20 protein-coding genes and 1 pseudogene are annotated in these 19,304 nt (G+C 73.2%); 17 read left to right on the top strand and 4 right to left on the bottom strand.

Going from position 1 to position 19,304, the window contains the following annotated elements; translation table 11 throughout:
* Positions 1-46: 46 nt before the first annotated feature.
* The 15 genes from JGR64_RS04575 (at position 47) to JGR64_RS04510 (ending at position 13,886) form a co-directional block, all read left to right on the top strand.
* Positions 47-889, top strand: a complete 843-nt coding sequence (locus JGR64_RS04575; protein WP_199375380.1) for a type II secretion system protein N — start codon at positions 47-49, stop codon at positions 887-889.
* A complete protein-coding gene (gene gspD / locus JGR64_RS04570; protein ID WP_199375379.1) occupies positions 886-2,979 on the top strand; it encodes a type II secretion system secretin GspD in 2,094 nt (697 codons plus the stop codon). Before JGR64_RS04575 ends, gspD begins: the two co-directional genes overlap by 4 nt.
* Positions 2,976-4,475, top strand: a complete 1,500-nt coding sequence (gene gspE, locus JGR64_RS04565; protein ID WP_199375378.1) for a type II secretion system ATPase GspE — start codon at positions 2,976-2,978, stop codon at positions 4,473-4,475. The genes gspD and gspE overlap by 4 nt, the downstream gene beginning before the upstream one ends.
* Positions 4,462-5,667: a type II secretion system inner membrane protein GspF gene (gene gspF, locus JGR64_RS04560; protein ID WP_199375377.1), complete on the top strand. Its 1,206-nt coding sequence runs from the start codon at positions 4,462-4,464 to the stop codon at positions 5,665-5,667. The genes gspE and gspF overlap by 14 nt, the downstream gene beginning before the upstream one ends.
* A 14-nt stretch (positions 5,668-5,681) precedes the next feature.
* On the top strand, positions 5,682-6,146 hold the full coding sequence (gene gspG / locus JGR64_RS04555; RefSeq protein WP_305067917.1) for a type II secretion system major pseudopilin GspG: 465 nt from the start codon (positions 5,682-5,684) through the stop codon (positions 6,144-6,146).
* Between the two features lie 18 nt (positions 6,147-6,164).
* A complete protein-coding gene (locus JGR64_RS04550) occupies positions 6,165-6,608 on the top strand; it encodes a GspH/FimT family pseudopilin (RefSeq protein ID WP_234447018.1) in 444 nt (147 codons plus the stop codon).
* Positions 6,592-6,987 (top strand): type II secretion system minor pseudopilin GspI, encoded by a 396-nt coding sequence (gene gspI / locus JGR64_RS04545; protein WP_199375375.1) that lies wholly within the window; start codon positions 6,592-6,594, stop codon positions 6,985-6,987. Before JGR64_RS04550 ends, gspI begins: the two co-directional genes overlap by 17 nt.
* Positions 6,984-7,613, top strand: a complete 630-nt coding sequence (gene gspJ / locus JGR64_RS04540) for a type II secretion system minor pseudopilin GspJ (RefSeq protein ID WP_199375374.1) — start codon at positions 6,984-6,986, stop codon at positions 7,611-7,613. The genes gspI and gspJ overlap by 4 nt, the downstream gene beginning before the upstream one ends.
* Positions 7,610-8,587, top strand: coding sequence for a type II secretion system minor pseudopilin GspK (gspK, locus tag JGR64_RS04535; RefSeq protein ID WP_255531428.1), 978 nt, complete (start codon positions 7,610-7,612; stop codon positions 8,585-8,587). Before gspJ ends, gspK begins: the two co-directional genes overlap by 4 nt.
* On the top strand, positions 8,584-9,705 hold the full coding sequence (gene gspL, locus JGR64_RS04530) for a type II secretion system protein GspL (protein WP_199375373.1): 1,122 nt from the start codon (positions 8,584-8,586) through the stop codon (positions 9,703-9,705). Before gspK ends, gspL begins: the two co-directional genes overlap by 4 nt.
* Positions 9,702-10,193, top strand: coding sequence for a type II secretion system protein GspM (gspM, locus tag JGR64_RS04525; protein ID WP_199375372.1), 492 nt, complete (start codon positions 9,702-9,704; stop codon positions 10,191-10,193). The genes gspL and gspM overlap by 4 nt, the downstream gene beginning before the upstream one ends.
* A 450-nt stretch (positions 10,194-10,643) precedes the next feature.
* On the top strand, positions 10,644-10,883 hold the full coding sequence (locus JGR64_RS13855) for a hypothetical protein (RefSeq protein WP_233348385.1): 240 nt from the start codon (positions 10,644-10,646) through the stop codon (positions 10,881-10,883).
* A gap of 83 nt (positions 10,884-10,966) precedes the next feature.
* A complete protein-coding gene (locus JGR64_RS13850) occupies positions 10,967-12,121 on the top strand; it encodes a porin (RefSeq protein ID WP_233348384.1) in 1,155 nt (384 codons plus the stop codon).
* A gap of 81 nt (positions 12,122-12,202) precedes the next feature.
* Positions 12,203-13,360: a glycosyltransferase family 1 protein gene (locus tag JGR64_RS04515; RefSeq protein WP_199375370.1), complete on the top strand. Its 1,158-nt coding sequence runs from the start codon at positions 12,203-12,205 to the stop codon at positions 13,358-13,360.
* On the top strand, positions 13,332-13,886 hold the full coding sequence (locus JGR64_RS04510; protein WP_199375369.1) for a phosphatase PAP2 family protein: 555 nt from the start codon (positions 13,332-13,334) through the stop codon (positions 13,884-13,886). Before JGR64_RS04515 ends, JGR64_RS04510 begins: the two co-directional genes overlap by 29 nt.
* 36 nt (positions 13,887-13,922) lie before the next feature.
* On the opposite strand, the gene JGR64_RS13845 is transcribed toward JGR64_RS04510, so the two are convergent.
* From JGR64_RS13845 to creB, 4 genes are all read right to left on the bottom strand, one after another.
* Positions 13,923-14,042, bottom strand: coding sequence for a CHRD domain-containing protein (locus JGR64_RS13845; RefSeq protein WP_234447000.1), 120 nt, complete (start codon positions 14,040-14,042; stop codon positions 13,923-13,925).
* A gap of 2 nt (positions 14,043-14,044) precedes the next feature.
* Positions 14,045-15,427 carry a cell envelope integrity protein CreD gene (creD, locus tag JGR64_RS04505; protein WP_234446999.1) on the bottom strand — a complete coding sequence of 461 codons (1,383 nt, stop codon included), beginning with the start codon at positions 15,425-15,427 and terminating at the stop codon, positions 14,045-14,047.
* Positions 15,428-15,507: 80 nt separating this feature from the next.
* A complete protein-coding gene (creC, locus tag JGR64_RS04500; protein WP_199375368.1) occupies positions 15,508-16,944 on the bottom strand; it encodes a two-component system sensor histidine kinase CreC in 1,437 nt (478 codons plus the stop codon).
* Positions 16,945-16,950: 6 nt separating this feature from the next.
* The gene (gene creB, locus JGR64_RS04495; RefSeq protein WP_199375367.1) at positions 16,951-17,658 is read right to left on the bottom strand and encodes a two-component system response regulator CreB; all 708 of its coding nucleotides are present in this window, start codon (positions 17,656-17,658) and stop codon (positions 16,951-16,953) included.
* A gap of 51 nt (positions 17,659-17,709) precedes the next feature.
* Here creB and rlmJ point away from each other — a divergent pair, with 51 nt between their 5' ends.
* Positions 17,710-18,567: a 23S rRNA (adenine(2030)-N(6))-methyltransferase RlmJ gene (gene rlmJ / locus JGR64_RS04490; RefSeq protein WP_199375366.1), complete on the top strand. Its 858-nt coding sequence runs from the start codon at positions 17,710-17,712 to the stop codon at positions 18,565-18,567.
* 62 nt (positions 18,568-18,629) lie between these two features.
* Positions 18,630-19,160: pseudogene (locus JGR64_RS04485) on the top strand (GNAT family N-acetyltransferase); the annotation flags it as partial.
* Positions 19,161-19,304 lie beyond the last annotated feature (144 nt).

Genomic DNA, 19,304 nt, shown 5'->3' with positions numbered 1-19,304 from the left:
CATGATCTGACCATCGCGCGGATTCGCCGCGCCGCCGAGTCCGTCATTGGCCACGCCGTTCGCCCTCCATGCACCGCATGCACTGCTCGCCCGCGCCCGCGATGCCGGGCTGCTGCGCCGCGTGGTCACGGTCACTGTCGTCGCCCTGCTGGCCGTGCAGGCCGCGCGCCTGGCGTGGCTGTTGCTCGTGCCACCGGCACCCGTCGGCGCGCCGCCCGCGCCAGCGCGCGCAGCCATGGACGCGACGCGCCTCGAACGCCTTGCCATCGATGCGTTCCATCCGGCGCAGGCCAGCGTGCAAGTCGCGGCCGACAGCTCAGGGCTCCGGCTCCACGCCGCGCGCCCGGCGGCGGATGCCGGCTCCGGCGCGGCGATCATCGCAGGCAAGGACGGCCGGCAGCGCGCGTTCGTGGTCGGTGACGAAGTCGCGCCCGGCGTGGTGCTCGCCGCGGTGGCGAGTGACCATGTGACGCTCGCCGCGTCCGGTGCGCGCAGCGAACTGCGCTTCGCGTTGCCGCCGGGCGGAGCGCCCGCGCCTGCTCCACGCGAGGCGTCCGCAGGGCTGCCCGCGGCGCGCGCGCCATCTCCCACCGCAGGCACAGCCCGCGTCGATCCCGCCCAACTCCTCGCCCAGGCCGGCCTGCGTCCGGTGCAGGCCGACGCCGGCCAGCCCGCCGGCTACAGCGTGATCCCGCGCGGCGACGGCGCGGTGCTGCGCCAGGCCGGCCTGCAGGCCGGCGACGTGCTGCTGTCGATCAACGGCCAGGCGCTCACCCCCGAACGTTATGCGGCACTGCCGGCCGAGTTGGCCGGCAGCCGAACGATCACCTTCACCTACGCGCGCGACGGAACGACGCACACCACGACCTTGCAGGCAGACACTCCGTGAAACAGCGACTCCTCGCCACCGCTCTCGTCATCGCGCTCGCGCTGCCGCCGCCGTCCGTCGCACTGGCGCAGGCCAGCGGCGCCGGCGCCGCCGTGACCGCGCAGGACGCCGACATCCGCGCCTTCATCCAGGACGTCGCACGCGCCACCGGCACCACCTTCATCATCGACCCGCGCGTGCAGGGCACGGTCAGCGTCACGCGCGACCGCGCCATGGACGAGGCCGAGCTGCTCGGCGTGCTGCTGGCGGTGCTGCGCGCCAACGGCCTGCTCGCGGTGCCGGCGGGCAGCGGCGCCTACCGCGTGGTGCCCGACGACATCGCCGCGCAGCAGCCCGGCGCGGGTTCGGGCGGCTCCGCGTTCACCACCCAGGTGCTGCCGCTGGCGATGGTGGATGCACGTATCGCCGCCGAGACCTTGAAGCCGCTGGTCGGCCGCGGCGGCGTGGTGGTACCCACGCCGCAGGGCAACGCGCTGTTGGTCGCCGATTACGCCGACAACGTGCGCCGCATCCGCGGCCTGGTGGCGCAGATCGACAGCGACACCGCCAGCATCGACACCATCACCCTGCGCAACAGCTCCGCGCGCGAGGTCGCCGCCACCGTCGGCGGCCTGTTCGCCAGCGGCGGCGAAGCGCGCAACGGCCAGCTGTCGATCCTGCCGGTGGAAGGCAGCAACTCGATCGTGGTGCGCGGCGATCCGCGCGTCGTGCAGCGCGTGGTGCAGACCATCCTCGAGCTCGACCGCCGCGCCGAGCGCACCGGCAACGTGCGCGTGGTCAAGCTGCAGCACGCCAGCGCCGAACAGCTGCTGCCCGTGCTGCAGCAGCTCGTCGGCCAGGCCACCGACGGCGCGGACGGCAGCGCCGCCCCGGCGACCGCGCAGGCGGGCGATGCCGCCACCGCCACGGTGATCACCGGCAGCCAGGGCAAGCGCCCCACGATCGTGCGCTACCCGGGCTCGAACTCGCTGATCATCAACGCCGACCCGGAAACCCAGCGCCTGCTGGCCGAGGTCATCACCCAGCTCGACACCCGCCGCGAACAGGTGCTGGTGGAGGCGATCGTGGTGGAGATCTCCGACAACGCCGCGCGCAGGCTGGGCGCGCAGCTGCTGATCGCGGGCAAGGACGGCAGCAACATCCCGGTGCTGGCCACCCAGTTCCCGGGCGCCAACCCGCAGATCATGCCGATCGCCGGCGGCGTGGCCGCGCAGCGCGCGCGCATCCGCGGCAATGACGATGACGACTCCGTGCTCGACATCGCGCGCAACGTCGCGGTGCAGTCGCTGCTCGGCCTCAACGGCGCGCTCGGCGGCATCGCCGGCGGCAACGACAACGCCACCTTCGGCCTGATCATCGACGCGGTGAAGAGCGACACGGCGTCCAACCTGCTGTCCACGCCGTCCATCCTCACCCTCGACAACGAGGAGGCGCGGATCCTGGTCGGCCAGGAGGTGCCCACCACCACCGGCGAAGTGCTCGGCGACAGCAACAGCAACCCGTTCCGCACCATCCAGCGCCAGGACGTCGGCATCCAGCTCGAGGTCACGCCGCAGATCAACGCCGGTGGCGGCATCACGCTCACCCTGCGCCAGGAGGTGTCGTCGATCGCCGGGCCGGTGAGCGAGGACTTCTCGGAGCTGGTGCTCAACAAGCGCGAACTGGAGACGCGCGTGCTGGTGGACGACGGCGCGATCGTCGCGCTCGGCGGCCTGCTCGACCAGAGCGAGCGCAGCACCGTCGACAAGGTGCCGCTGCTCGGCGACATCCCGATCATCGGCAACCTGTTCCGGCACAAGTCGCGCGCCAGCGACAAGACCAACCTGATGATCTTCATCCGCCCGACCATCGTGCGCAGCGCGCGCGAGGCGCAGGCGATGACCGCGCCGCGCTACGACTACATGGTGCGCAGCCAGGGGCCGGTGGCCGGCGAACGCGAGGCGGCGCTGGAAACGCTGGTGCGCGACTACCTGCGCACCACGCCGCCGACGTTGCCGGCGCCTGCCGCCGCGACTGACGCCGCGCCACCGCTCCCGGCCCCGACGACGGACGCCGCGCCACTGCCCCCCGGGACCGGATCCGCGCGATGAGCGAGCCGCTGCCCGCCTTCAGCTATGCCTACGCCAAGCGCCACGGCGTGCTGCTGCTCGGCATCGGCGCGGCGAGCGCGCGCGTGGGCCTGTGCGACGACGCCGACCCCGTTGCACTGCTCGAAGCACGCCGCAGCCTCGGCCGCGCGCTCGAGGTGGAGGTGCTGCCACGCTCCGCGTTCGACCGCCGGCTGTCGGAGCTCTACGCCGATGCCGCGCTGGCCGCCGGCGCGGGCGAGCTCGACCTGCCCGGCAACCTCGACGCGCTCGCCGACGACATCCCGGCGAGCGCCGACCTGCTGGAAGCGCAGGACGACGCCCCGGTGATCCGCCTGATCAACGGCCTGATCGCCGAGGCCGCGCGCAGCGGCGCGTCCGACGTGCATGTCGAGCCTTTCGAGTCCGCGCTGGTGGTGCGCATGCGCGTCGACGGCGTGATGCGCGAGGCGCTGCGCCTGCCTGCGCGCATCGCGCCGCTGCTGGTGTCGCGCGTCAAGGTGATGGCACGGCTGGACATCGCCGAGAAGCGCGTGCCGCAGGACGGCCGCATCGGCCTGACCATGGGCAGCAAGGCGCTGGACGTGCGCGTGTCCACCCTGCCCGCGCGCGGCGGCGAGCGCGTGGTGATGCGCATCCTCGACAAGGACCAGGGCGGCCTGCCGCTCTCCGAGCTGGGCATGCAGCCGGACGTGCTGGACGCGCTGCAGCGCGCGCTGCGCGTGCCCAACGGCATCATCCTGGTCACCGGCCCCACCGGCGCCGGCAAGACCACCACGCTGTACGCGGCGCTGGCCACGCTCAACGACGGCCGCCGCAACATCCTCACCGTCGAGGATCCGATCGAGTACGCCATCGACGGCGTCGGCCAGACGCAGGTCAACGCGCGTGTCGGCATGACCTTCGCCGCCGGCCTGCGCGCGATCCTGCGCCAGGACCCGGACGTGGTGATGGTCGGCGAGGTGCGCGACCCGGAGACCGCGCAGATCGCGGTGCAGGCCAGCCTCACCGGCCACCTGGTGCTGTCCACCGTGCACACCAACGATGCGCCCGGCGCGGTCACCCGCCTGCGCGACATGGGCATCGAGCCGTTCCTGCTCGCCTCCACCCTGCGCCTGGTGCTGGCGCAGCGCCTGCTGCGCCGCCTGTGCCGGCACTGCCGCGAACCCGTGGTGGCGGATGCCGCGACCGCGCGCCTGCTCGCCGCCGACGGCCAGCCGGATGCGACCGGTGCTGTGGTGTTCCGCGCGGTCGGCTGCGCGCACTGCAGCCACGCCGGCTATGCCGGACGCATCGGCATCCACGAAGCGCTGACCGTCGACGAACGCATGCGCCAGCTGATCGGCGCCGAGGCCGACGAGGACGCGCTGGCCGCGGCCGCGTTCGCCGGCACCGGCCGCCTCGGCGACGCCGCGCGCGCCGCGGTGCTGCGCGGCGAGACCACGCTCGAGGAAGCCATGCGCGTCACCCGCCAGGAGTCCGACCATGCCGGCGTTTGACTACGCCGCGTTCGACGTCGACGGCCGCAGCCGCGAAGGCGTGCTGCAGGCCGACAGTGCCGCCGATGCGCGTCGCCTCCTTGAGCGGCGTCACCTGCTGCCGGTGCGCGTTGAGGCAGCCGCCAGCACGCCTGCGACGACCGCGCCAGGCCGCGGTCGCTTCACCGCCAAGGACCTGACCCTGCTGACCCGCCAGCTCGCGACCCTGGTCGCGGTGGCACCACTCGAAGAAGCGCTGCGCACCATCGGCAGCCAGGCCGAGCGCCCCGCGGTGCGCCGGGTGGTGATGGCCACCCACGCCCACGTGCTGGAAGGCTTCCGCCTCTCCGATGCGATGGCGCGCCAGGGCAAGGCGTTCCCGCCGCTGTACCGGGCGATGGTCGCCGCCGGCGAGGGCACCGGCGCGCTGCCGGCGATCCTCGAGCGCCTGGCGGACCTGCAGGAGCACGAGCAGCACGTGCGCGGCAAGCTGGTCTCGGCGCTGGTCTACCCGGCGGCACTGGCCGTGACCGCGGTGCTGGTGGTGATCGCGCTGATGGCGTTCGTGGTGCCGCGCGTGGTCGAGCAGTTCGAATCGATGGGGCGCGCGCTGCCGCTGCTGACCCGCATCGTGATCGGCATCTCCGACGCGATGGCGGCGTGGGGCCTGCCGCTGCTGGTGCTGCTTGCGGTGGCGGGCGTGGCCGCGGCGCGCCTCCTGCACCGGCCGGGACCGCGGCGTACGTTCGATGCCACGGTGCTGCGGCTGCCGCTGCTCGGCCGCCTGCTGCGCGACGTCCACGCCGCGCGCATGGCACGCACCCTGGCCACCATGGCCGACAGCGGCATGCCGCTGATCGAGGGCCTGGCGATCACCGCACGTACCGTGGGCAACAGCGTGCTGCGCGAAGCCACGGAGGCCATGGTCGAGGTGATCCGCGAGGGCGGCAGCCTGTCCGGCGCGATGAAGCGCGCCGGCGTGTTCCCGCCGACCCTGCTGTACATGGCCACCAGCGGCGAGGACAGCGGCCGCCTGGCGCCGATGCTCGACCGCGCCGCCGACTACCTGGAACGCGAGTTCAACACCTTCACCAGCGTGGCGATGAGCCTGCTCGAACCGCTGATCATCATCGTGCTGGGCGCGGTGGTGGCGGTGATCGTGCTCGCGATCATGCTGCCCATCCTGCAATTCAACGCCCTCGTGGCCGGCTGACCGGAGACCCGAACATGCACCGCCCCCGCAGCACCATCCGTCCCATGCGACGCACGCGTCCCGAGCGCGCGTCCGGCTTCACCCTCGTCGAACTGATGGTCGCGATCGTCATCATCGGCCTGCTGTCGACGGTGGTGATGATCAACGTCATGCCGAGCCAGGACCGCGCCATGACCGAGAAGGCGCGCGCCGACATCTCGGTGCTTGAGCAGGCGATGGAGACCTACCGTCTCGACAACCTCGCCTACCCGACCACGGCGCAGGGCCTCGACGCGCTGCTCAAGGCGCCGGCCGGGCTCGCGCGGCCGGAACGCTACCGCAAGGGTGGCTACATCCGCCGCCTGCCGACCGATCCCTGGGGCAACGCCTACCAGTTCCGCCAGCCGGGCCGCGACGGCAGCTTCGACGTGTTCTCGTTCGGCGCCGACGGCGTCGAGGGCGGCGAAGGCGACGGCGCCGACATCGGCAACTGGGGCTGAGTGGACGCCCTGGTGCGCATGCACGGCTTCACGCTGGTCGAGCTGATAGTGGGGCTGGCCGTGATCGGGCTCGCCGGCGCGGCCGTGGCGCTGACCCTGCCACCCGGCGAGGACGTGCTGGTCGCGGAGGCCGACGCGTTCGGCGCGCGCCTGGCGCACGCGCGCGACGAAGCGATCCTCGGCATGCGCAGCATCGAAGTCGGCGCCACCGCGCACGGCTATGAATTCCGGCGCCGGCGCTTCGACGGCTGGCAGCCGCTGGACGGCAAGGGCTTCACGACGGTCGCGTGGCGCCCGGGCACGCGCCCGCTGCTGCCGCAGGGCCACGACCGCGCCAGCGTGCGCTTCGACCCCACCGGCGCCAGCGAGCCGGTGACGCTGGTGCTGCAGCGCGAAGGCCGCAGCGCGCGGATCAAGGTCGATGGCAGCGGCGGGATCGACGTCGATGCCGGCGCGCACTGAGCACCTGGCGCGCCGCCCCTGCGCGCGCGGCTTCTCGCTGATCGAGATGCTGGTCGCGCTGGCGGTGTTCGCGCTCGCCGTGCTCGGCCTGCTGAACCTCGCCGGCGAGAGCACGCGCACCGCGGTGGCCATCGAGGAGCGCGTGCTGGCGGCGGTGGTGGCCGACAACGTCGCGGTGGAGGCGATGACGATCGACACGCGCCTGCTCGGCGATGACGCGCACGGCAGCGAAACCGCCGGCGGACGCGACTGGCGCTGGACGCGCACAGTGGCGGCGACCGCGGACGCGTCGCTGCTGCGCGTCGACATCACCGTCATGCCGCCGGGCGAAGAGCGCGTGGCCGCCGAGCTGGCGCTGTTCCGGGGTGTGGCCGAATGAGCGCCTCGCGTGCGGCGGTTCGCGACGGCGGCGACGCGCGGCAGCGCGGCTTCACCCTGCTCGAAGTAATGGTGTCGCTGGCGATCTTCGGCCTTATCGCCGCCGCCGGCGTCGCGGTGATGGCCTATGCCGCCGACAGCCAGCAGGTGCTGCGCGAGCGCATGGCGCGGCTGGGCGAGTTCCAGCGCGCGCGCGCCCTGCTGCGCACCGACCTGTCGCAGGCGGCAACGCGCCTGGCGCGGCGCAGCGACGGCTCGCCCGCGCGCGACGCCTTCATCGGCGGCCGCCCCGGCGAATCCGGGCCGCTGTTCGCGTTCGTGCGCCGCGGCCACGAGAACCCGGACGGCGCGCCGCGCGCGTCGCTGCAGCACGTGGAATACCGCATTGTCGACGGCCGCCTCGAGCGCAGCGCGCGACCCGCGCTGGACGGCACTGCCGCGGCGCCGGCACGCGTGCTGCTCGACGGCATCACCCGGGCGCGCGTGGCGTATTTCGACGGCGACGCCTGGAACGACGGCTGGCACGGCGGCGCCGCCAGCCTGCCGCGCGCGGTGGAGCTGGAACTGGTGCTGGACGATATCGGCGATGTCCGCCAGCGCTTCCTGCTGCCGGGGACCACGCCGTGAGCGCCGCGCGCGAACGCGGCGCCGCCCTGCTCACCGTGCTGCTGCTGGTGGCGGTGATGACGGTGCTGCTGGTGGCGGTGATGGACGACATCCGCTTCGGCCTGCGCCGCACCGGCAACGCGCAGGCGCTGGCACAGGCGCAGTGGTTCGCACTCGGCACCGAGGAGCTCGCGCGCGGCCGCATCCTGCAGCTGGCCAGGCCCGACGGCCGCACCACCCTCGAAGGCGGCTGGAACGGCCGCCCGTTCGTGTTTCCGATCGACGACGGCGCGATCCGCGTGCGCGTGGACGACGGCACCGCCTGCTTCAACCTCAACAGCGTGGTCGAGGGCGCGGTGGGCCAGTGGTCTGTGCGCGAAGCGGGCGTTCGCCAGTACCTCGCCTTGCTGAAGGCACTCGGGTTCAACGCGGCACAGGCAGGCAGCATGGTCGACGCGCTGGTCGACTGGATCGACAGCGACAACCTGCCGCGCGCGTCCGGTGCCGAAGATGCCGCCTACGCCGCGCGCGTGCCCGCCTACCGCACCGCAGGCACCCTGCTGGCCGAGGTCAGCGAGCTGCGCGCCGTCGCCGGCCACGATGACGACGCCTACATGCGCCTGCGCCGGCACGTCTGCGCCCTGCCCGATGCCGCGCTCGCGCCGGTCAACCTCAATACCCTCGAGGACGACGACGCCGTGATCCTCGCCATGCTCACCGACAACGCGCTCGACATCGAGGCGGCAAGGCGGGTGATCGCCTCGCGCCCGGCGGACGGCTGGCGCGACATCGCCGCGTTCTGGGCGCAGCCCGCGCTGGCCGCGGCCGTGGCACTCGACCCGGAAATCCAGCAGGTGCGGCTGCGCACGCGCTACTTCACGCTGCGCTCGGAGGTCGAGCATGGCGGCGCCGAAGTGGTGCTGAGCGCCCTGTTGCAACACGACCCCGGCGGCCCGGTGCGGCTGCTGGCACGACGATGGACCCACGACGAATGAGCACGCGCATCCTGTGGTTGCCAGCGGACCCGCTGGCGGACGCCACCTGTTTCCATCTCGGCGACGACGGCCGCGTGCTGGCGCGCACCGCGCTTGTGCCTGCCACGCCGCCGGATCCGCCCTCGTTCGACGGGGCGCAACACACGGTTCTGGTGGTGCCGGGCGCGGAGGTACGCATCGACTGGCTGGAGCTGCCCGCGCGCAGCGGCGCACAGGCGTTGGCCGCCGCGCGTGCGCTGCTCGCCGCGCGCCTCGCGCGCCCCGACGACCTGCACGTGGCGCTGGCGCCGGATGGCGGCCAGGCCACCCGCATGGCGGCTGCGCTGGATCCACGCCTGATGCACGAGTGGCTGGCACGCGCCGCGGCGCTTGGCATGCACGCCGATGCCGTGGTGCCGGAACAGCTGCTGCTGCCGGTACCCATCGCGGGCGATGACGCCGACACCGACATACGCGTGTTCGACGCCGGTGACCGCTGCCTGGCGCGCGGCACCGCGCTGGCGTTCAGCGCCGAGCCTTCGCTCGCCGCGCGCGTGCTCGCCGGGCGCGCGCAGCAAGCGCTTCCCTCGGATGGCATCGACAGCCTCGTCGCGCGTGCCCTGCAGCCCGAAATCGACCTGCTGCAGGGCAGGTTCGCGCCCGCCGCAACCCGCGCGCGCCCTGCCAACCGACGCCGGATGGCCTGGCTGCTGGCGGCGCTGCTCGCGTCGCCGCTGCTGCTGGTGGCCGCGCAGGCGCTGCGCCTCGAGCTTGCCGCACGCGGCCTGCAGCAGCGCGCGGCGGAGACTGTGCAGCAGGCGCTGCCGTCCGCCGCCGCGGCGAGCACCGATTCCGCGGCGCTGCGGGCGCAGCTCGACGCCGCGCGTGCTCCGCAGGCCTTCGTCGCCGCATCGGGCGCACTGTTCGCCGCGGTGGCGTCGCGCCCCGGTGCCTACCTGGCTTCACTCGACTACCAGCGCGGCGACCGGCTGCGCGCATCCCTGTTCCACACCACGCCCGACGACCTCGAAGCGATCCGCGGCGCGCTTGCCGCCGATGGCTGGCAACTGGTGGAAGGCACCGGCAGCGACGCGCCCGGCGGCCTGCTGACCGGCATCACCCTGGAGCCCGGCGCATGACCACGACCACGCAACTGGCCGCCTGGTGGCACGGACTGGCGGCGCGCGAGCGCGCCATGGTGGTGACCATGCTGGCACTGCTCGCGGCGTTTGCCTGGTGGTACGGGCTGCTGCACCCGCTGCGCACGCTGCGCGACGGCGCCGAAGCCCGCTATGACCAGGCAGCCGCCGCGCTGCTTGCAGTCGAAGCCGAAGTCGGCGCGCTGGCGCAGGTCGGCACCCCTGCCACGCCCGCCGTGCCCGGACTCGAAGGCATGCAGCAGCGCGTGCTGGACAGCACGCGCGTCGCCGGACTTGCGCCCGGCAGGCAGCGCACCGCCACCGACGGCACGTTCGGGGTCGAATTCGACCGCGTGGCCTCTCCCGCGCTGTTCGCGTGGCTGGGCACGCTCGCCGATGCCCACGGCATCGCACCGGCCACGCTCCACGTCGAGCGCGCCGACGGCCAGCTGCGCGCCGAGGTCGGCTTCGCGGAGGTCGCGCCATGAGTCCACGGCGCGGCCTGGCCTGGGCGTTTGCCGCGTTCGCGGTGGCGATGCTGCTGCTGGCGCCGCTGCAGCTGGTGCTGCCGCGCATCGGCCTGCCGGCGGGGCTCGGCGCGCTCGAAGCCCGCGGCAGCGTCTGGAACGGGCACCTGCGCGCAGCGCACTGGCGCGGCCAGCCGCTCGGCGACCTGCAAATCGGCCTGGCGCCACTGCCACTGCTGGCGGGACGGCAGCAGCTGCACCTCCAGGGCGGCAGTACGCGGCTGCTGCTGTCACGCGGACGCAGGGCGGGGCTCGCCGCGGGCGACGGCGTGGTGGCGCTGCCGCCGATCGCCGGCGTCGGCCTGCGCGCGCTGCTCGACGACGCCCGCCTGCTGTTCGATGCCGGGGGTTGCCGCGAGGCCCGTGGCCGGGTGCGCGTGGAACTCACTGCCGCTGGATGCGCTGCCGCCGATGATCCTGTCCGGAACCCCGGTCTGCGACGGCCGCGGCGGACGCCTGGTCCTGCTGCCGGAGGACGCCAGCGGCCCGCTGGCACTGGAGGCCACCCTGGACATCGAAGCCGACGGCCGCTACCGGCTGCAGGCCCTGGCCCGCGGCGACAATCCGGCCCTCCGCCGCGCACTGCAGGCCGCGGGCTTCCAGGCCGCGGCCGGGGGCATGAGCCGGGTCGACGAAGGCACCCTGAACTGAGGCGGCGCGCGGGCTGCAGTGTTGCGGGCAGGGGGGGAAGGCCTTGCGTAAACTGGGCGGTCCCCCGATTCCAGGTTCCTGCCATGACGCGCTCCCTGCTTGCCCTCGCCCTCTTGTCCACCGCGACCATCGCCTCACCGGCGCGCGCGGAGGTACCGCTGGGCACGGTGGCCGGCTCCGACGTGGCGTTCGAGGGCATGTTCCAGGTCGACGGCAACTGGTTCGACAACGACCGCGCCGACCTCGACGGACGCGCCGACGGTCGCGACCGCGCCACCGGCATCCGCCGCTTCGAGCTGGTGCTCAAGGGCAGCGGGCCGGGCGGCTTCGGCTGGGTGGTGGGTTACGACGTCGAGAACGAGAGCTACCTCGACAACAACCTCAGCTGGCGCTTCGGCGGCGATGGCGCCCCCAGCCACACCCTGGTGCTGGGCCAGGCCAAGCAGCCCAGCGGCCTCGAGGAGCTGTCTTCCAGCCGCAACAACGACTTCATCGCCAAGGCGGCCGCCACCAACACCTTCGCCCTCGGGCGCCGGCTTGGCGCGTCCTGGGCCTATGACGCCTCCGATTACGGCGCCACCGTGGCCTGGTTCGGCCGCGAGCTGACCAGCGATGGCGCCCATGGCGCGGGCTACGGCGCGCGCGGCTGGTGGGCGCCGCTGCGCACCGACGGCCAGGTCCTGCACCTGGGCCTGAGCCACGTCGACCGCGACACGCCCGATGACAGCCTGCGCCTGCGCACGCGGCCCAACGCCGATCTGTCCGCGGTCCGCCTGGTCGACAGCGGCACCCTGCCCGACGCCGACCGCGTCGCCACCACCGGTCTCGAAGCGATGTGGATCACCGGCCCGGTGAAGCTGCAGGGCGAGTACTTCCTGGCACGCGCCGATCGCATCGGCACCAGCGGCTACGACGCCGGCGGCGGCTACGCCAGCGCCATGTGGAACCCCGGCGGCACGTCGTGGGGCTACCGCGGCGGCCTGCCGCGCACCACGGTCGGCGATGGCGGCCTGTGGCAGCTCGGCCTGCGCTACGACCAGCTCGACCTGGACGACGGCGGCGTGCGCGGCGGTCGCATGGATGCATGGACCGTGGGCGTGAACTGGTACTGGCGCTCCAACGCCAAGCTGATGCTGAACTACGTCGACGTGGCCAGCCGCCGCACCGATGCCGTCAGCGGGCTGCGGATCCACGACGACCCTTCGATCGTCGAGGCACGCGTCCAGCTGCACTGGTAAACGCTGTCACGCCACCGTCAAGCAGTTGCAACAGGCGCGACACCGCATCGGTCCAGGCTGCTCCTCAAACGGGAGCAGCGCATGCACTACGCGATCGTCAGCGAAACCTACCCGCCGGACATCAACGGCGTGGCGCTCACCGTGCAGGACCTGGAGCGCGGCCTGCGCGCCCGCGGCCACGCGGTCGACGTGGTGCGCCCGCGCTGTCCGGGAGACGGGGCACCCGCCACGCATGAACTGCTGACGCGCGGCGCCGCACTGCCGGGCTATGCGGGCCTGCGCTTCGGGCTGCCGGCGGCCGCGCGGCTGCGCCGGCACTGGCAGCGGCAGCGCCCGGATGCGGTGTACATCGCCACCGAAGGTCCGCTCGGCTGGTCCGCGCTGCGCGCCGCGCGCGCGCTGGGCATCCCGGCTGCCACCGGCTTCCATACCCGCTTCGACCAGTACGTGGTGGACTACGGCGCCGCCTGGCTGCAGCGCCCCGCCATGCGCTGGATGCGGCATTTCCACAATGGTGCCGATGCCACCCTGGTGCCGACGCACGAGCTGCAGGATGCGCTGGCGCGCGGCGGATTCGCGCGGCCGACGCTGCTGTCGCGCGCGGTCGATACCGAACGCTTCGACCCCTCCCGACGCAGCCCCACGCTGCGCGCCGCGTGGGGCGTCGACGACGACGGCCTCGCGGTGGTGCACGTCGGGCGCATCGCCAGTGAAAAGAACCTCGCGCTGGTGGTGCGCGCCTTCCGCGCGCTGCAGCGCGAGCGCCCAGGGGCGCGCATGGTGTGGATCGGCGACGGACCGCAGCGCGCGGCGCTGGCCGCCGAACATCCGGACTTCGTGTTCAGCGGCATGCGCCGCGGCGACGACCTTGCGCAGCACGTCGCCAGTGGCGACCTGTTCCTGTTCCCGAGCCTGTCGGAGACCTTCGGCAACGTGACGCTTGAAGCCATGGCCAGCGGCGTGGCCACGGTCGCGTTCAACTACGGCGCCGCGCGCGAGCACCTGCGCCACGGTCTGCACGGCGCGGCGATCAGCGCCGGCGACGAAGACGGGTTCATCGGCGCGGCGTGCCGGATCGCGCTCGAAGACGACGCACGCCGCGAGATGGGCCGGCGCGCACGCGCCGCCGTGGCGCCGCTGCGCCCGGCCAGCGTGGCCGCGGAGTTCGACGCCATCCTGCAGCGCATCGGCAAGCACCGGGAGACGCCACATGCCACAAGCGCCAACGCCCTCGCCTGAGGCCGCACGCGGCGGCGACCTTGCCTGGTGCCTGCGCGCCAATGGCTGGTGCGCCAGGGTGCACGTGTTGCGCGTGTTCGCCACCATCAGCCGGCTTGGCGACGGCGTGGCCTGGTACGTGCTGATGGCGGCCCTGGTGGTGATGGATGGCATGCAGGGGTTGGCGGCATCGGCACACTTGGCAGCCACCGGCGTGGTCGCGCTGCTGCTGTACAAGGGCCTGAAGCGCTGGACGCGGCGCCCGCGCCCGTTCGCCTCCGACGTGCGCATCCGCGCCTGGATCGCGCCGCTCGACGAGTTCAGCTTTCCCTCCGGGCACACGCTGCACGCGGTGGCCTTCACCGTCGTCGCGCTCGCCTATTACCCGCAGCTGGCGTGGCTGCTGTTGCCGTTCACCGCGCTGGTGGCGCTGTCGCGCGTGGTGCTGGGCCTGCACTACCCCAGCGACGTGCTCGCGGCCACCGCGATCGGCGGCGGCCTCGGCGCCCTGTCCCTCTGGATCGGGGCGCCGCTCCTGCAGGCCTAGCTTGGCGACACTCCACCTGGCTCCGCGACCTGCCCGTCATCCGCCGGGGCGATCAGGGTCCGGCAGGTGCGGAACCAGCTTGTTGCGCCTGGCATTGAGCTGACCACGGACCTCGCCGCCGGGAAACGTGGTCGAGTGCACATTGACGTAGGCCACGCTCACCTGCGGGCCACGGCGGACAGCTGGTACCAGTCGACCCGCCGCGTCACCACCATGATCGCCGCCAGCACCACGAACAGCAGGCCGGCGCCGAGCACCAGCGCGTTGTCCTCGGACACCAGCAGGCCGTAGAGCGCGGCGTAGAGGGTGGCCAGCATTGCCGCGAACGCCGCACCACGGAGCACACCACCCAGCACCGCCGCGAGATAGAAGCCGATGAGGCCGATGCAGGCCGCGGCCGCCGACAGGTAGGCGAACCCGAACGGAATGTGTTCTCCGAGGCTCACCAGCAGCAGGAAGAACAGCGCGATCGCGAGCCCCACCAGGCCGTACTGGATGGGGTGGATCGGCTGCTGCCGGATGAGTTCGAACATGAAGAAGGCCACGAAGGTCAGCGCCACGAACAGCACGCCGTATTTGGTCGCGCGCTCGGCCTGCAGGTAGGTGTCCACCGGGTCGATGAGCGCCACGCTGACCGCACTCGTCGCCCACCCGTCGGTGCCGCCTCCTTGGCCGGCGGAATCGGGCGCGTGGCGGTATTCGCGCTGCGCGCCGGTGGCCAGTGCCGCCACCTGCCAGCGCGCGCGGAAGCCGTCGTCGCCGATGTCGTGCTGCGGCGAGAGGCCTTCGAATTTCGGATGCCGCCACGACGACTGCAGGCGCAGGTCGTTGCTGCGCGCCACCGGCAGCATGGCGAACGATTCGGTGCCGCGCAGCTCCAGCGCCAGCGCGGTGGCGAAGACCAGGCGCTGGCCCGCACGCGGCGCTGCCAGGCGCGCATGCAGGCCCGGGCCATCGGCATGGCCCAGGCCCTGCGACAACGGCAGCGCCGCGCCGTCCAGCGTGAACACCGGCAGCTCGCGCAGCCCGCGCACGTCGGCAATGCCGTGCGCCAGCCACGGCCGGCCGATGCGCCGCACCCTGGCGCCGTCGTCGGGTATGCGCGCGTCGAAGCGCGCACGCAGCGAGCCCGACCACTGGTACACCCGCACCTGGTGCAGGCCGCGGCGGCGCGTGTCCGGCGCCAGCGCGCCATCGACCAGCAGCGTTTCCGGGAAGAAGGTCCACTGCCGCTCGCGTGTGCGCGTCACCTTGTGCAGGACACCGGCCGCATCGCGCACGTCCTCTTCGACGTCCTCCACGTACGGCACCACCAGCACCGGCCCCGCCAGCAACTGGGCACCGCCGAAGCCCGCCACCACGCTGGCCACCGCCTGCGCGCGATGCGCCTGGCGCTCGTCGATCACGCCGCGGACCATGGCCAGCGCCACCAGGATCGCCAGTGTCATCGCCGCGACCATCACCACCTTGAACCAGAGCCGCATGTCGCCCTCACCCATGGAGAAGAGAGCGGACAGGCTGCCGGCGGCGAATGGCGGCACGACGGCGCCACGATGAAGCGAGGGTGAAGCGCGCGGCCTGGCGAGCGCCCCCGCGCCACGCGCTGCACGAGCTGCAGGCGTTACCTGGCCGGCTGCAGCGGCAACAGCAGGCTGGCAACAGCACCGAGGCCTTCGCGGTTGCGAACGGCCGCGCGCCCGCCGTGCAGCGCCGCGACCTCGGCGACGAAGGTCAGGCCAAGCCCGCTGCTGCGGCCGCGGTCGCCCGGTCGCGGCAGCGAGTAGAAGCGCTCGAAGACGCGGCCCGCCGCGTAATCGGGGATACCCGGGCCGTCATCGGCAACCGCCACCTCCACGTCGCCGTCCACGTGTCTCAACGTCACCAGCACGCGGCCGCCGGCGGGCGAGAAGCCGATCGCGTTGTCGACGAGGTTGGCCAGCGCCTGGCGCAGCAGGAACGCGTCCCCCGCCACCACCGCAGGCAGCGGCGAAGCCTCGACCTGCAGCGCCAGGCCGGCCGCGGCCATCCGCAGGATCGCGTCATCGCAGACCTCGACGACCAGGGCCGCGAGGTCCACCGGCAGCGGTGCGTCCAGCTGCTGCCGATGCTCCACCGCGGCCAGCGCCAGCAGCATGTCGATCATCGTCGCCATGCGCGTGCTCTGCGTGCCGATGTGCCCGGCGAAGCGCGCACGGTCGGCATCGGGCAGCGGCGATTCCAGCAGCTCGGCCGCGCCGCGGATCGCGGCCAGCGGCGCCTTCAGTTCGTGGGTGAGCGTGTGCACGTAGCGCTCGACGTACTGGCGGTCTTCCAGCCGCAGGCGCATCGACTCGATCGCGCGGCCGAGGTCGGCGAACTCGCCGGCGGAATCGGGCAGCACCGCGCGTTCGCCGGCGGCGGCCGCGTCCGCATAACGGCGCAGGCCACCGAGCTGGCGCGCCAGCCACCACGCCGCCAGCAGGCCGACCAGCAGCGAGGTGCCCAGCAGCACCCAGCCCCAGCGCATCACCACCGCCTGGCTGCGCGCGATGAACGGTGCCATCGCCTGGTTGGGCTTGGACACGGTGAGCACGCCGGCAATCCGCGCGCCATCCATGATCGGCGCGGCGACATGCATCACCGAGCTGGCGTCGTCGGCCGGGTCGCTGCGCGTGGAGCGCGCGCCGTACTCGCCGCGCAGGGTGCGATGCACGTCGTTCCACCGCGAATAGTCGCGCCCAAGGTCGCGGCCGGCGGAATCGAACACCACGATGCCCTCGGCGTCGGTGACCGTGATCCGGTAGCTCACCGCGTGCTTGTCGAAGCCCCAGATGCGGGCGGCGGGGTCGCGTGCGGCCAGCGCGCGCACGCGCGTGGCGAAGCGGCCGCCGTCGATGCGCCCGGCCAGCAGGTCGTCGGTGGCCAGCTCCGCCAGCACGTTGGCGGTGTCGGCGAGGGTGTCCTCCATCGCCTGGCGCACGCCGGGCTTCACCTGCTGCACGAACACGCGCCCGAGCAGCAACGCGGCCAGCGCCACGATCACGAAGTAGCCGAGCAGGATCCGCAGGCCGATGCGCATGCCGGCTCAGCCGACGTCGAGCGAATAGCCCACGCCGCGATGGGTGCGCAGCGGGTCGGCCGCGGCATCCACGGCGCGCAGCTTGCCGCGCAGCGTCTTGACGTGGGTATCGATGGTGCGTTCGCCGCTTTCGCCGGCGTCGTGCCAGGCGCGGTCGAGCAGCTGGGCGCGGCTGAGGATCGCGCCGGGCCGTCGCAGCAGTTCCGCCAGCAGCGCGTATTCGTAGCGGGTGAGCTCGAGCTGCACGCCGGCGAACGCGATGCGCCGTGCCTCGGGATCGTGTTCGAAACGCCCGCTGCGCCGCACACCATCGCTGCCGTCGCGGTCCGCGACCGGATGCCGGCGCAGGCGCGCGCGCACCCTCGCCACCAGCTCGCGCGGCGAGAACGGTTTGGCGATGTAGTCGTCGGCGCCGAGCTCCAGGCCCAGCACGCGGTCGAACTCGTCGCTGCGCGCCGTCAGGAACACCACCGGCAGGGCGCTGAACGCCCGCAGCCGCCGGCACACTTCAAAGCCGCCCACGTCCGGCAGCCCGACATCCAGCAGCACCAGGTCGATGCCGCCGGCGCGCACGCGCTCCGCCACGCCGCCGCCCAGCAGGTGGTGCTCGACGGCGAAGCCCTCCGCGCGCAGCGGATAGAGGATGGTCTCCGCGATCGCCAGGTCGTCCTCGACCAGCAGCACGGTGGAGCGGATGGCGGTATCGGCGGTCATCGCGGCAAAGCATACCCGCGGCCAAGGGCCCGCCCGCGTATCCTTGGCGCGATGAACTACCGCCACGCCTTCCATGCCGGCAACCACGCGGACGTGCTCAAGCACGTCGTCCTGCTGGCGCTGTGCGACGCCCTCACCGCCAAGCCGGCGCCGCTGTTCGCGCTGGACACCCACGCCGGCCGCGGTCGCTACCGGCTGCGCGCCGACGCCGCGCTGCGCACCGGCGAGGCCGACGAAGGCATCGAGCGCCTGCTGGCCGAGGATCCGCGCGTACCCGCGGTCACGCGCTACCTGGCCGCGGTGCGCGCCTGCCGCAAGGCGCACGGCAGCGATGCCTACCCCGGGTCGCCCTGGCTGCTGGCGCACGCCCTGCGCGAGCAGGACCGCATCGCCTGCTGCGAGATCCAGCCGGCCGAGTCCACGGTGCTGGCGGAAGGCTTCGAGCACGACCGTCGCGTGCGCGTGCTGCCCACCGACGGCTATGCGGCGATGCGCTCGCTGCTGCCGCCGCGCGACGGCGACGCGCGCATCGGCCGCGGCCTGGTGCTGATCGACCCGCCCTACGAAACCCAGCTGGCCGAGTTCGACGACGCGCTGGCCGCGATCCGCGAAGGCCTGCGGCGGTTCCCGCAGGGGGTCTTCGCGCTGTGGTATCCGATCAAGCTGCGCCGCACCCTGGGGCCGTTCCAACGTCGCGCGGCGGACCTGCCGGCCAAGTCGGTGCTGGTGTCCGAGCTGCTGGTGCGGCCCGACGACTCGCCGCTGCGCATGAACGGCAGCGGCCTGGTGGTGGTCAATGCCCCCTGGAAGTTCGACGCCGCCCTGACCCCCGCGCTGGCCGCGCTGGCCGGTGCGATCGGCGGCAAGGGTGCCTCGTCGCGCGTGCAGTGGCTGCGCGGCCCGGAGTGATCGGCCGGCCGCCGCCGGCCATGTAAAAAAGGGCTTCACTTCGACCGTGCGAGCATCCGCCCATGGTCGCTCGCAACCGTCTCCCGCCCTGGCACGAGGAAGTCCGCCTCGCCAACGGCCGCAACATCGTCATCCGGCCCATCCGGCCCGACGACGCACCCGCGCTGCGCGCCGGCTTCGAGCTGCTGCAGCCGGAAGAAGTCCGCCAGCGCTTCCTCGACGACGTGCCGGAGATGACGCCCGAACTCGCCCACCGGATGACCCACCCCGACACCCGCAGCGAGTTCGCGCTGGTGGTGTCCGAGCCATTGCCCCCGGGCGAGGCATTGATCGGTGGCGTGGCCCGGGTGGCGGTGGTGCCGGGCACGCGCGATGCGGCGTTCACCGTGCTGGTCAGCAGTTACGTGGCCGGCATGGGCCTGGGCCGCCACCTGATGCGACGCGTGGTGCGCTGGGCGCGCGGCAAGAAGCTCGACAGCGTGTACGGCGAAGTGCGCGAGGACAACGCACCGATGCTGGCCCTGCTCGACTCCATGGGCTTCAGCCGCACCCCCGGCAAGACCGACGGGCTGGTGCAGGCGGTGCTGGATCTCACGCCGCCCGCCACCAACGGCGCGGCTGCCGCGCCCGCCGAGGCTGGACCCGGCGAGGGCGGAGCCGCCGACCGCGGGTAAACTGGTCGGCCTTGCGCTGGAGCGGATCGACCGCTCCGGCGCTGTCGTTGTTCTGAAGTGCCG

The sequence above is a fragment of the Luteimonas sp. MC1572 genome (assembly GCF_016615815.1).
Taxonomy (GTDB): Bacteria; Pseudomonadota; Gammaproteobacteria; order Xanthomonadales; family Xanthomonadaceae; genus Luteimonas.
The sequence above is the reverse complement of the archived record's forward strand: the minus strand, read 5'-3'. Positions and strand labels throughout refer to the sequence as shown.